This window comes from Streptomyces sp. KPB2, assembly GCF_003950055.1.
In the GTDB taxonomy this organism is placed as follows: Bacteria; Actinomycetota; Actinomycetes; order Streptomycetales; family Streptomycetaceae; genus Streptomyces; species Streptomyces salinarius.
In genome coordinates this window covers 3,498,082-3,510,073 of the sequence record NZ_CP034353.1, presented here as the reverse complement: position 1 = coordinate 3,510,073, position 11,992 = coordinate 3,498,082, and the positions used below count along the sequence as shown (strand labels likewise).

Below are 11,992 nucleotides of genomic sequence, written 5' to 3'. Positions count from 1 at the left end.
TTCGCCGGATGTGTGCCGCGGGTGCGTCAGCCGTCGTACGCCTCGACCGACGGCGCCTCCTTGGGCCGGTGGCCGCCGGGCCGGCACCCGGCGAACGGGCCGTTGGGGGCGCGGAGTTCGGTCATCACCGGGCCGAGGTGGTCCCGGTGCCAGACGGCCGGACCGGAGACGCCCGCCTCCGGGTCCGTGTACTCCTGCCAGGCCAGCCACAGGGCGTGCAGCCGGGCGACGGCCTCCAGGTGCTCCCACCAGCGCGGGCACCAGGGCTGCCCGGAGGTCACCTCCCGGCCGTAGACGGGGAGCAGCAGGTCGGAGACCCACAGGGCCAGGTTCCGCATCTCCTCGGCGTACTCCTCGCCGTCGAGATAGAGGATGAAGGCCGGCGCCTGCGGCTGCTCCGGCGTGGGGTCCGCGTCGTGGGCGGGGGGCATGGTGGTCACGGGAACGCCTTCTCTGCGGCTCGGGCGGTGATGGCCTTCACTTCGGCCTGGGCGGCGGCCTGGATGCGGTCGGCACCCGGCTCGGCGTACCAGGGCCGAAGCCGTACCAGGGCCGGCCGGACGCCGGTGGCCAGCAGCAGCGCGGTGCCCTTGGGCAGGGCGCGGATGCGGTCGGCGGGCATGATGCGCTCCAGGCGGTAGGAGGTGGAGCGCGACCGGCCGTCCCTGCTGCGGGAGACGCTGACCGTCGACACGTCGTGCTCGCCGACCAGCCGGGAGACCTTCTCGACGAAGTCGGCGTCGTCCAGTCCGGCGCCCAGCAGTTTGATGGTGGCGGCGCCCCACAGCGCGTCCATCCCGGCCTCCCCCCAGACCCGTACCCCCTGCCGGTAGCTCTGCAGCAGCGTGACGATGTTGATGCCGCGCGAGCCGAGGTGGGAGTAGAGGTCGGGCAGGTCGGAGATGCGGCAGACGTTGGCGGCCTCGTCCAGCACGGCCGTCATCGGCGGGTCGAGGCGCCCGCCCAGCCGCTCGGCGGCGACCACACCCGCGCGCAGCACCGAGTCCGCCGCCGCCGCGATGACGCCCGCCGCCGAGCCGCCGCCGTCCTTCGAGAGCAGGTACAGCGTGTCGCGGGACAGCGCGTGCTGCTCCGGACGGAACTGCGGCACCGCCGCGTCCGGCGTCACCCAGGCGGCGATGGCCGGGTCGAGGAGGCAGGCCACGCACTGGCGGGCCGTCTCGTAGATGCCGTCCCGGGTCTCGACGGCGCCCTGGACGGTGCCCTGCAACTGGTCGGCGAGGGCCGGCATGGCGGCGTCGCGCAGCAGGTCGACGGGGGTGCGGTCGGCCGGGTCGGCCAGCCAGGACAGGACGTCGACCACCCCGCGCCCGCCGCGGTTGGCGGCGTGGAAGAGCGCGGTGAGCGTGTTCTGCGCCGCCGAGATCCAGAAGTCGCGCTTGGAGGCGTCGTCGTTGACCGCGCCGACGAAGTGCCCGGCCAGGCGCCGGGCGCCCTCGATGGTGGCGGCGTCGGCCAGCATGTCCCACCACATGCCGCGGTGGGTGTGCGCGATGCCCTGCGGGTCGAACACCCAGACCCGGCCGGTGCGTTCGCGTTCGGCCCGGGTGACGCTGTAGACGTCGGACTTGTTGGAGGTCAGCAGGACGCTGCCCTGGGCGCGCAGGACGCGGGGGACGGCGATGCCGGTGGACTTGCCCGCGCGCGGGGCCATCAGGTCCAGTTCGACGTCCTCGAAACTCGACCGCAGTTCGGGGCCGTTCGGCTCCAGGTCGCCCAGCAGGTTGCCGGTCTCGTCGGGTTCCAGTCTGGCGGCCTTGGACAGGGACGGGCGCAGTTCCCTGGCCCGGGCCCCGGCGCCCTTGGGCAGCAGTCCGGCCAGTTCCTTGCGGCCGGCGAGACCGTCGGGGCGCCGGCCGCGGCCGCGCACCAGGACCACCGCGGTGACCACGAGGGCGAGGAAGACGCCGAAGACGACGGCGATGCCGGCCGTCACCGCACCGCTGGACGCGTCGGGCCACAGTGCCCCCGGACCGTCCTGGACCAGGGTGGCCAGGGTGGACAGGGTGAACGGCGGCGGGTTCCAGCCGCCGCCGGCCAGCGCCGCGCCGAGCGTGCCGCCCAGCCAGGCGCCGGCGAAGACGCCGCCGACGAGGACGGCCACGGCCGGGATGATCCACGCCAGCAGGTCGTCCCCGGTGCCGTGGCCCTTGCGCGTGGGGCGCGTGCTCATCTCGCTCCCTCCCCCTGCTTGGCGAGGTTCAGCTCGTTGCCGGTCCAGCGGGTGTTGGTGTTGTGCAGGGCGCGCTCGGTGTCGGTGATGGACACCTTGATGGGGATGCCGGGCCGTCCGCCGACCTTGATCAGGAAACGGCCCCGGCCCGGCGGCTCCTCGTTGATGCCGGTGCCCGCCCAGCCCGGCGGGGACGACCAGGAGGAGACCAGTTCGATCTCGCGTTCCGACATGCCGACGATCTCGCCCAGCTCCCGCATCTCCGTGCGCGGCAGCCCCGCGCACACGACCATGCCGGCCCGCTCCACGAAGCCGCGCGCCTTGGCCCGGTCGGCCTCGCTGCCCAGCGCCTCGGCGTCCTTGAGCGTGTGGGTGATCTTGGCGTCGCCGAGTCCGAGGGAGCGGTTGAGGCGGGTCAGGGCGTCGATCCGCTCGACGATGCCGGAGGCGGCGCGCAGCGGTCGCCACAGCTCGTCCAGGACCGTGAAGAACCAGCGCTGCGGGGCCAGCCCGGCGTCCGCGAGCGCGTGCGCGGCGGCCACCGTGCCGAGCCCGTCGGACCAGGCGGCGAGCATCGCCGCGGCGGTGAGCTGGGTGTCGGCCTCGCCGATGCGGGAGATGTCCACGCAGACGGCCGGTGACGCCGGGTCGATCCGCGTCGAGGTCTCGGTGGCGAAGGTGTCGCCGAGCGGACCGTCCAGGATGCCGAGCAGCGAGCGGTGCAGCGGGTCGACGGCTTCCTGGTAGCGGCCGATGTCGCCCCGGTCCAGCGTGACGGCGCGCACCCGGTCGGGGCCCTCGTCCAGGACCCGCAGCAGGTCGGGCAGGAGCGGGGCGCGACCGCGCTCGGTGCGGTCCACGAGGTGGTGCAGACAGGCGGAGAGCACCGACTGCTCGTGGTCGTCCATGGGCCGGCCGCGGACGATGGTGATGAGCGCGGCGACCATGTTGAGCACCCGGCCGTGGGCCTCGGCGGCCAGGACCCGCCCGCGCTCGCCGCCGAGCCGTACCGCCGCCTCGCCCATGGCGCCGGGGTCGAGGACGTTGATGCCGCCGACGCCGCGCCCGATGGAGATGACCTGGCCGCCGAGGGCGCGCACGGTGTCCGCGTAGTCGGGCTTCAGGTCCCCGAGCACCAGTGGGGTGACGCCGGTCGCCGTCAGGCCGATGAGCATCCGGTTGATCAGCGTCGACTTGCCCAGCCCCGGCATGCCCAGCATGAACAGGGAGGGGTTGGAGATGTAACGGGCCCGGGTGAACCAGGAGATGGGGTCGCCGCAGACCGTCGCACCGGTCTGCAGGTGCTGGCCGAGCGGTACGCCGGTCATGGGGGCGCCCGATCCCGCCGCGAACGGCCACAGGCCGCAGGCCTGCACGGTGGTCGCCCGCCACATCGCGGGCGGGTCCACATGGGCGACCTGGCCGCCGCCGGGGCCCGGCCAGCCGCGTGCGGGCACCGTGGGTGCCCGGGGCGGTTGCTTCTGCTTGCTCACAGGGCCTCCCGGATCTGGTACGGAACGAGGGTGTGCTCCCACGGCAGCAGCCCGACGGGCAGCGTGCAGGTGAACGCCGAGGCCTGCATCCGGTCGGCGGGGCGCAGCACGATGCGGGAGGACGCCTGGAGGTTGCGCATGGTCACGGCCGCGTCCTCCAGGTCCTGCTCGGAGTCGACGGTGACCGTGGCCATCAGCGAGAACTCCACCAGCCCCGCGCCGGACGCCTCTTCGGCCGCCGTCTGCTCGGCCGCCCGCACCTCGGAGCTGGCGCGGGCCTGCACCAGCCCGCCGCGCGAGCCGGCCATGAAGTGGGCGGAGCGGCGGTCGGACTCGACGATGCGGGCGGAGGTCGCCGGGTCGATCGGCCGGTAGATCAGCGAGATCCGCTTGCGGCGGGTGCCCGCGGCGGGTTCCAGCAGGCCGCGCAGCACGCTGGAGCGGACGGTGCCGCGCGGCGCGAGCGTCAGCATCCAGGTGCGGGAGACACCGGAGTCGTGCTTGTAGGCGTGCACGGTCTCGACGGCGGCCGCCGGCCCCGCGTCGTCCCACTCGATGCCGGTCGAGGTGTGTTCGGCGCGGGTGCTGAGCACGTCGGGGGCGACCGCGGGGTCGTAGGCGACGCGCACGATCTCGGCGAGCCGCTCCGCCGAGAGCGGGTACGCGGAGCCGCCGCCCGCGGCGATCAGGCCGGACAGCAGGCCCGGCAGCCGCATGGACAGGTCGGTGACGACGTCGTCGGTGCTGCGCTTGGGTCCGGTGGTCGGGCCGTAGGTGAGGGCGACGTAGGTGTGCATCTCCGAGGAGGCGGCGGGATAGCGCTCGACGACCTCCTCCATGACGGCACGGGCCGCGGCCGGGGCGTCGGGCGTGATGCGCGGCAGGACCTCGGCCGCGAGCCGGGTGCCGGTGTCCGGGGCGGTCTCGACCACGACCTGGGCGCCGCGCAGACCGGGCTCGTGGGAGAGCCGGGCCAGCCAGTCGCCCCAGGACGCCACCCAGATGTCGACCTGCTCGGGGTCGACGAGCGAGCCGCCGTCCGGATCACAGCCGATGACGAGCGTGTAGAGGTTGCGGCCCGGGTGGTGGAGCACGCCGAACGGACGGTCGTACGCGTCCCGGCCCTCGTGCATCTTGGTGCGGGCGAGGAGACCGGGGGGCTGGAAGCGGCCACCGGGGCGCCGCGAGAGCGGGCCGGAGACGTACGTGGTCGAGCCGTTGGCCTTGCGCCTCATCCAGCCGATCCGGACGGCGAGGACCTGGTAGACGTTGCGGCCGTCGGCGGTGCGCAGCGCCAGCGGGGCCAGGAAGATCCCGACCGGGACGAGCACGGCGACGGCGAGCATCAGGGAGACCAGCGAGGCCAGCAGCGCCAGCAGGAGCCCGCCGAAGGCGACGACGGTGCCGAGCAGGCCCAGCGGGCCAAGACCGGGGCGGCGCGGCCGCCGCCAGTTCCCGTAGGTGGGACGCGTCATGGCGTCGGTGGACATGGTTTTCCTTCTTCCGGCTTCTGCTCGGTGAGCGGAGTGGTCGGGCGGGTGGGACGGGGCGGTGGCGGTGGGACGGGGGCCGGGAACCGGGCCGGGAGGACGTCCCGGCCCGGCCCCCGCGCCGCCGGGCGGCTACTGGTTGTGGCCCTTCATCCCGTCGTTGTCGTCCAGGGAGTTGACGACCTCCGAGGCTGCGGCGACCTGGGTCTGCACGACGACCGCGGCGGCCTGCGCGGCCAGCGCCACTCCGCCGGTGGCGGCTCCGGCAGCCGCGCCTCCCGCGGCGCCTCCGGCACCTCCCGCGGCGCCACCCGCGCCCCCGGCTCCGGCGCCGCCTCCTGCTCCGGCTCCGCCACCGCCCGCTCCGGCCCCGGCGGACGGGGAACCCTGCGGGGCGGCGGACGAGCCTCCGCCGCCACCCCCGCCCCCGCCTCCACCGGCGGATCCGCCCGCGATGCTCACGGCGCCGCTCGCGAGGTTGTTGACGGCGTTGAGGGCGACCGTGCCGCCGGAGGTGCCGCCGAGTGCCGCGGTGGCCGGGACGATGAGCTTGAGCAGCGCGGGCAGGGCGAAGACCGCCAGGATCAGCATGCCCATGCCGGCGATGGTCCGGGTGAGGTCCTTGGTGCCCCTGGCGTCCTGGGTCATCGCCGTCGCCGAGAAGATGATGAGCGCGGCGGCGGGTTTGTAGAGCAGCCAGGCGGCCAGCCAGCCGACGTGCTTCTTCCACCAGCCCTCCCCCCACCCGGTCATGGAGGCGGACGCGGCCAGCGGCAGGGTGCCGATCAGCATGATCATGACGCCGATGCGGATGTACATCAGGACGATCTGGACGAACGCCGACAGCATCACGAGCAGGCCGAAGACCAGCACGAGACCGGGCTGGCCCAGGGTCATCACGCCGAGCATCTCGGATGCCTGGCCGCCCAGGTCCGACTTGGCGTAGACCTCCTCGGCGTAGGCGTCCGAGGCCCGCATCAGCGCCCCGGCCGCCGGGACCGCGATGGCCCCGGCGAGGAGTACCTTCCACATGCCCATGAAGGCGACCTTCATGGACTGGCCCCGGCGGTCCAGGGCCATCCGTATCGCCGCCATCAGCAGCGAGGCCACGGCCACGTAGCCGACCAGCCAGTTGAGCTCGCCCTGAATGGTGTTGATGGGTCCGCCGGTCTCGCCGGCCTTGATGCCCAGCCACACGCCGTTGAGCGACTTGAGCACTTCGGACGCGGCCTCGCCGATGGCCTTGGCGAACACCTCGACGGCTCCGCTGGTGACGCCCTCGCCGATCTCGCCGAGGCCCCACTCCAGGCCCTCGCCCACACAGTCGTAGACCTTCCAGGTACAGGCCATGTCAGGCCTCCCAGGTGACGAAGCCCTGGGTGCCACTCACCTGCGCCATGCCGGAGTACACCGAACCGTCGGCACCGGGCACGATCTTCCAGTCGCCCTCGTGCCACCGCACGGTGACAGAGGCCGTGCCGTACACACCCGCGTTGGGTCCGCGGAGCAGGAGCATCACTGTCGCCTCTTCCTTGTCGTACGCCAGGATCGAGAAGCCCGCGTAGCCACCAACGTCGGCCTTGCCCGAGGTGGGCTTGTCCTCCTCCTGCGAGCGGCTGGAGACCAGCGCGTCGCGGCCCGGGCCGGGGACGACCTGCCGCTTCATCACGTCACGCCAGCCCGGATAGCTGAAGTGGTCCGTGATGGCCTGGGCGGCGAGCACCGCACCCATCGGGGTGTGTGCGTAGCAGGACCAGACGGGGCCGTCGTAGGTGCGCGGCCCGGCCGACTTGGAGACCGGGACGAGGCCCGTTCCGTTGGCCTTCCACTCGAAGTCCTCGGGAACGGCCGTCGGCTTGGTCTGGTCGCTGTCGTCGGTGCGGCAGCCCGCGGGCCGGGCATCCGGCTTCGCGCTGCCGCTCGGCGTGGGGGTGGCCGGCGGCGGCGTCGGACCGCCGTCGGCGCGGTCCGACGAGCCGCCGCCGCTCATCAGCGCGATCAGACCGATGACCAGCAGCGTCGCCAGGAACCCGGCCGACAGGATCCAGCCCCGCTGCTGCCAGAAGGGCTTCTCCCACTCCCCGCTGCCCCCTCGGGATCGACCGGGGTTCACCATGTCGGTACTTCTCTCTGTTGGGACGCGGGGCGCGTCAGCCGAAGACGAAGGTGACGACGGGGCCGGCGGTGGCCACCAGGACACAGCCGCCCAGCACCATGCCGAGGCGGCCCATGTGCTCGGAACCCTCGCCGCGGCGCATGGAGATGGCCATCATGGCGCCGGTGATCAGCACACCGGCGACACCGGCCGCGGTACCGGCCCAGGCGAGGATGCCGAGCACGGTGTCGACCTTGCCGGTGAGCGCGCCCGGGGCGTCGCGGGTGGGGTTCGGTACGTCACCGTCCGCCAGGACTATGGTCCGGTGTGCCTTGGTGACGAGCGTGTCCAACATGTTCTCTCCCCGATGCGGTCGGCCTGAGGGCCGATCAGATGAACGCTGTTCGCTGTGGTTCGGCCGGTAGTGGTGCCGGCCGGCGGCGTCGACGTGAGTCTTGTGATCCCAGTGGCGTCGCGCCATGTCGTGTGACGAATCAGCACCACGCTGTGACATGTACGTGGCATTCGAGACGGGAAGGTTCCCGTCCGGGGTGCCGACTTGATGCCGACTCGGTGCTGGTGCTGGTGCTGGTGCTGGTGCTGGTGACGGTGTCGGTGTCAGTGCCGTCGTGCGGCCCGTCGTCCGGTCATCCGTTCAGGAGGAACGACACGAGCGGCCCCGCGGAGGCGCCGATGACGCAGGCGCCCATCACCATCAGGAACTCCCGCAGGTGCTCCTCCACGTCGCCCGTCTTCACGGCGAGCGCCATGCGGGTCCCGACGATGATCAGTCCCGCGACGCCGGCACAGGTGACCAGCCAGGCCATCCAGCCCAGCACCGTGTCGAGTTCACGGGTGACGTCCGCACCGACGGCGAGTACGGTCGTCGTTCCAGTGCTCATCGGATACTCCTCATGACATGCGTACGGGTGGGGCGGCCAGCAGGGCGGCCAGTGCGGCCGTCTCCTTGGGCGCCGGCGCGTTCAGGTCCCCGGTGCGCCACGCCGGCGTCCAGGGCACGCGGTGCACGTCCGCCGCCGAGCCGATGACCTTGATGCGCTGGTGCAGCGACCGGGGCAGGCGTCCCGGCGCGTCCGCGACCAGGACCACGGCGACGAGTTCGAGGCCCGGCGGCTGGTCCCCGCGCCGGAACACGTCCAGGGCGCGGGAGACCGCCTGCAGACCGGCGGCGTGGGTGCGGCCGACCAGCAGTACGCCGTCGGGCTCCCCCTGCTCGGGCCGGGGCCAGGTGCGTCCGCCGTCGACGCCGCCGAGGACGGCCGCGAGGGTGGACGTGCCCGCTCCTCCGTGCGCGCCGACCCAGGCCAACTGCCGGGCCGGGGGCGCCGCACGGGGGTCCGGGCCGACGTCCTGCGACGGGGTGCTCCCGTCGAGGGGACCGCGAGTCCAAATCTCCGGTCCTGTCAGCGCGTTGCTGCTCACCGCCAAATCTCCCCCCGTGTCGGTTCAGCGGAACACCGTGTGATCATCACTGATGACCGGGTGGCTGATAACACCCTGTGAGGCTCTGGGACGAGTCTGTGACGAAGCGGTGACCTGACGGGGCATCGCCTACGGGGAGACTCAAGCAGTCTTTTCACGACCGGAGTTGGACCCGAGGGGGGTTGATGTCGCAGAACGGGGGAGGCGCGGCGGCCTGGGTGATCGGTGGTTCGGTCGCCCTGGTGCTGACACCCGTGATCATGATGGTCGCGGTCAGCGGCGGCTCGAGTGCCGCGGGCGGCGGCGCGGGCAGCGGGGTCGGCGGGGGCCTGAAGGGGGGTGCCGTGCCCGCGCAGTACGTTCCGTGGGTGCTCAAGGCCGGCGCCCTGTGCGACGTGATCAAGCCGGCCGTCGTGGCCGCCCAGATCGAGGCCGAGTCCGGCTGGAACCCGAACGCGGTGTCCCCGGTGGGTGCCGAGGGCCTGTCCCAGTTCATGCCCGGCACGTGGAAGACGTGGGGCCGCGACGACGACGGCAACGGGCGCGTGTCGCCCTACGATCCCGGCGACGCGATCATGGCGCAGGGCCGCTACGACTGCGCGCTCGCCAAACAGGTGGAGGGTTACAAGAAGCGCGGCGAGGCCTCCGGCGAGACGCTGGACCTGGCGCTGGCCGCCTACAACGCGGGCCCCGGAGCCGTCCAGCAGTACCACGGCATCCCGCCGTACACCGAGACGCGCAACTACGTCGCCCGCATCAAGTCCCTGATACCCAAGTACGAGTCGGTCGACGACCCGCCCGGCAAGGTGCCGCCGGGGCAGCGGATGGCCATGCCGCTGCGCGGCAACCCGCCCGTCACCTCGCCCTACGGCATGCGCTTCCACCCGATCCTGCACGTCAACAAGCTGCACACCGGCATCGATTTCGGCGCGACACAGGGCACGCCGTTCCTCGCCGCGCGGGACGGCAAGGTCACCTTCGCCGGCTGGTCCAACGGCTACGGCAACCGGGTGGTCATCTCGCACGGAACCATCGACGGCAAGGAGGTGTCGACCACGTACAACCACATGTCGGCCTTCAGCGTCTCGGTGGGACAGCGCGTCAAGGTGGGCCAGCAGGTCGGCGCGGTGGGCTCCACCGGCTACTCGACCGGTCCGCACGCGCACTTCGAGGTGATCCAGAACGGCGACTACGTCGATCCCGCACCATGGCTGGGGTTGAAGTGACGGCACAGGCCAGGGGGACACGATGAGAAAACGCTCCGCACGGGCCCTGCGCGGGCCCGCGGCCACCGCGCTCACGGTGGCCACCGGCCTCGCCCTGCTCTCCGGGTGCGGCCTGTCCGACCACCGCGAGACCGGCGCCCAGGGCGCGGGCACCGGATCGGCGCAGCCGTCCATCGCCCCGAAGGCGCCGGTGCCGCCCGGAAAGCCGCTGGGGCCCGACGCGCACGTGCCCGACACCGGCGTCGTCGACGACAACGACGCCACGGCGGTCTCCACGGCCTGGGCCGAGACGACGTACGGCTACGACACCGAGTACGACACGAGTCCCCAGGACGCGGTGCTGCGCGGCATCCGGTGGTGCACGGAGCGCAAGGCGGCGGCCGAGCGCGGGTACCGGCCCGCCGGCGGCCCCGGGAACGAGTGGATCACCTGGGCCCGCCACCGGGCCTGGACCACCGTGGACGTGAGCAGCGAACTCGAGGACGACGCCCCGCCGGACGGGGAACGGATCGCCTACCGGTCCCTGGTCGTGTCCGGCACCGCGCACGGCCGGGACGGCTGGGAGGGGACCGGCCCCCGGCTCAACGCCTACGTGAAGCTGGTGCGCGCGGGCGTCGGCAAGCCGTGGCGGGTGGACGACGTGACGGTCGTCGAGGCGGCGAGACCACCCTCGCCGAGCACGTCGGCGACCGCCGGTGCACCGTCCGACGATCCCAGGCAGTGAGGGAACCGATGCCCAGATTCAGTCGCAGCGAGAACAAGCGGCGGAGGAACCAGGCCGCACGGGAGCAGGCGCCCGCCTCCGGACTCAAGCCCATCGAGGTGCACGTCACGGCCGACGGGAGAGCCACCGTGGGCGGCCTGCCGGTCGTCGCCGGCGCCGGTGAGAGCGTCCAGAGCGCCGTGCTGGACTACCTCCACCGCCTGGTGCTCGCCACCGGTCACGCCGTCGCGGCCACCGTGCACGACGAGCGGATCGGCTACCTCACGCCGGTCCGCGTCGAGGCGGACGGGTCCAGTGCCTTCGCCGGGGAGCCCGTCCCCCTGCCCCGGGACGTGATGGCGGCCGCGCGGGCCGTGGCCGAGGAGCACGTCTCCGAGCGCGCCCAGGCGGTCGGCGCGCCGGCGGCCGCAGCCGTGCCGGACGAGCACCCGGTGGTGCGCGAGCAACCGTCCACCATGCCGCTCAGGGCCGTCGCGGCGGCGGCGCAGCCCGTCCGGGACAAGTCGACGAGGGCCCTGCGCGCGGTACCGGACCCGGCTCCCGGCGCACCGCTTCCCGCGGCGCGGGAGCCCGAACGGGGCCCGGCGACGGCACCGGTCCCGGCGGCGGAGGCGAAGCCGGACCCGCGGCCCGGGGCGGCGCGGGGCGAGACGCGGCCGGAAGCCCGGCCGGAGGGGCGGTCCGAGGTCCGGCCGGAGGGGCGGTCCGAGGCGGTGCGGTCCGAGGTGCGGTCCGAGGCGGTGCCGTCCGGGCGGACGGCACCACTGGACCCGGCACCGGTGGACCCGGCGTCGACGGATGTCAGGAGCCCGTCCCTGCTGGCGGAGCCCGTCCAGCGGATCAACGAGGCCGTGCGCATGGGCCGGATCGAGTCGGCCGCGGCCATGGCGGAGCAGACCATCGCCTCCGCGGTGCAGCGGCTGGGCGCCGAGCACCCGGAGGTGCTGCAGCTGCGGGAACTCGCGGCCTACATCGCCTACCTGGCCGGCGACGCCCACCGCTCCTTCGTACTCTCCATGGCGCTCGCACGGGTGCGGCGGGGCAGCGACGACCAGGGCGCCTTCGGCAACGTGATGAGCGCGGCGGCCGCCTGGCGGGCGCTGCGGGACCCCGCACTGGGGCTGGCCCTCGGACACGAACTGATCTCGCTGTGGGACGCGATGGCCGCGGCAGGCGGTGCCGCCGCGGCCGACCCCTCCCAACTGGAGTCCGCCCGGGCCCGGATGGGCCGCCTCGCCGATCGGGCGCGCGGCGTGGGCGAAGGCCGGAGCGAAACGGAGGGACCGCGTGCGCAGGACCGGTGACACCGCTCCGGGCCCGGGCGGGG

12 protein-coding genes are annotated in these 11,992 nt (G+C 73.5%); 3 read left to right on the top strand and 9 right to left on the bottom strand.

What is annotated here, in order from left to right; translation table 11 throughout:
- Nucleotides 1–26: 26 nt before the first annotated feature.
- The 9 genes from D1J63_RS15425 to D1J63_RS15385 all read right to left on the bottom strand — a co-directional run bounded on the left by D1J63_RS15425 (nt 27) and on the right by D1J63_RS15385 (nt 8,715).
- On the bottom strand, nt 27–431 hold the full coding sequence (locus D1J63_RS15425; protein WP_125635491.1) for a DUF4913 domain-containing protein: 405 nt from the start codon (nt 429–431) through the stop codon (nt 27–29).
- A gap of 5 nt (nt 432–436) precedes the next feature.
- Nucleotides 437–2,194 (bottom strand): type IV secretory system conjugative DNA transfer family protein, encoded by a 1,758-nt coding sequence (locus D1J63_RS15420; RefSeq protein WP_125629300.1) that lies wholly within the window; start codon nt 2,192–2,194, stop codon nt 437–439.
- Complete coding sequence (locus tag D1J63_RS15415) at nt 2,191–3,687, bottom strand: ATP/GTP-binding protein (protein ID WP_176154226.1); 1,497 nt, start codon at nt 3,685–3,687, stop codon at nt 2,191–2,193. Before D1J63_RS15415 ends, D1J63_RS15420 begins: the two co-directional genes overlap by 4 nt.
- Nucleotides 3,684–5,177: an SCO6880 family protein gene (locus D1J63_RS15410; RefSeq protein ID WP_102930654.1), complete on the bottom strand. Its 1,494-nt coding sequence runs from the start codon at nt 5,175–5,177 to the stop codon at nt 3,684–3,686. Before D1J63_RS15410 ends, D1J63_RS15415 begins: the two co-directional genes overlap by 4 nt.
- 132 nt (nt 5,178–5,309) lie before the next feature.
- On the bottom strand, nt 5,310–6,527 hold the full coding sequence (locus tag D1J63_RS15405; RefSeq protein WP_125629299.1) for a hypothetical protein: 1,218 nt from the start codon (nt 6,525–6,527) through the stop codon (nt 5,310–5,312).
- Nucleotide 6,528: 1 nt separating this feature from the next.
- Complete coding sequence (locus D1J63_RS15400; RefSeq protein ID WP_125629298.1) at nt 6,529–7,293, bottom strand: hypothetical protein; 765 nt, start codon at nt 7,291–7,293, stop codon at nt 6,529–6,531.
- A gap of 34 nt (nt 7,294–7,327) precedes the next feature.
- The gene (locus tag D1J63_RS15395; protein WP_061443122.1) at nt 7,328–7,627 is read right to left on the bottom strand and encodes a hypothetical protein; all 300 of its coding nucleotides are present in this window, start codon (nt 7,625–7,627) and stop codon (nt 7,328–7,330) included.
- 292 nt (nt 7,628–7,919) lie between these two features.
- Nucleotides 7,920–8,174, bottom strand: a complete 255-nt coding sequence (locus D1J63_RS15390; RefSeq protein WP_125629297.1) for a hypothetical protein — start codon at nt 8,172–8,174, stop codon at nt 7,920–7,922.
- A gap of 10 nt (nt 8,175–8,184) precedes the next feature.
- Nucleotides 8,185–8,715 (bottom strand): DUF6668 family protein, encoded by a 531-nt coding sequence (locus D1J63_RS15385; protein ID WP_233645940.1) that lies wholly within the window; start codon nt 8,713–8,715, stop codon nt 8,185–8,187.
- A gap of 185 nt (nt 8,716–8,900) precedes the next feature.
- Between D1J63_RS15385 and D1J63_RS15380 the strand changes: the two genes are divergently transcribed.
- The 3 genes from D1J63_RS15380 to D1J63_RS15370 are packed head-to-tail and all read left to right on the top strand — an operon-like array spanning nt 8,901 to nt 11,969.
- The gene (locus tag D1J63_RS15380; RefSeq protein ID WP_125629296.1) at nt 8,901–9,941 is read left to right on the top strand and encodes a peptidoglycan DD-metalloendopeptidase family protein; all 1,041 of its coding nucleotides are present in this window, start codon (nt 8,901–8,903) and stop codon (nt 9,939–9,941) included.
- 22 nt (nt 9,942–9,963) lie between these two features.
- Entirely contained in the window at nt 9,964–10,665 is a 702-nt protein-coding gene (locus D1J63_RS15375; RefSeq protein ID WP_176154224.1) for a hypothetical protein, read from the top strand.
- Nucleotides 10,666–10,673: 8 nt separating this feature from the next.
- Nucleotides 10,674–11,969, top strand: coding sequence for a tetratricopeptide repeat protein (locus D1J63_RS15370; RefSeq protein WP_125629295.1), 1,296 nt, complete (start codon nt 10,674–10,676; stop codon nt 11,967–11,969).
- The last annotated feature ends 23 nt before the right edge of the window (nt 11,970–11,992 follow it).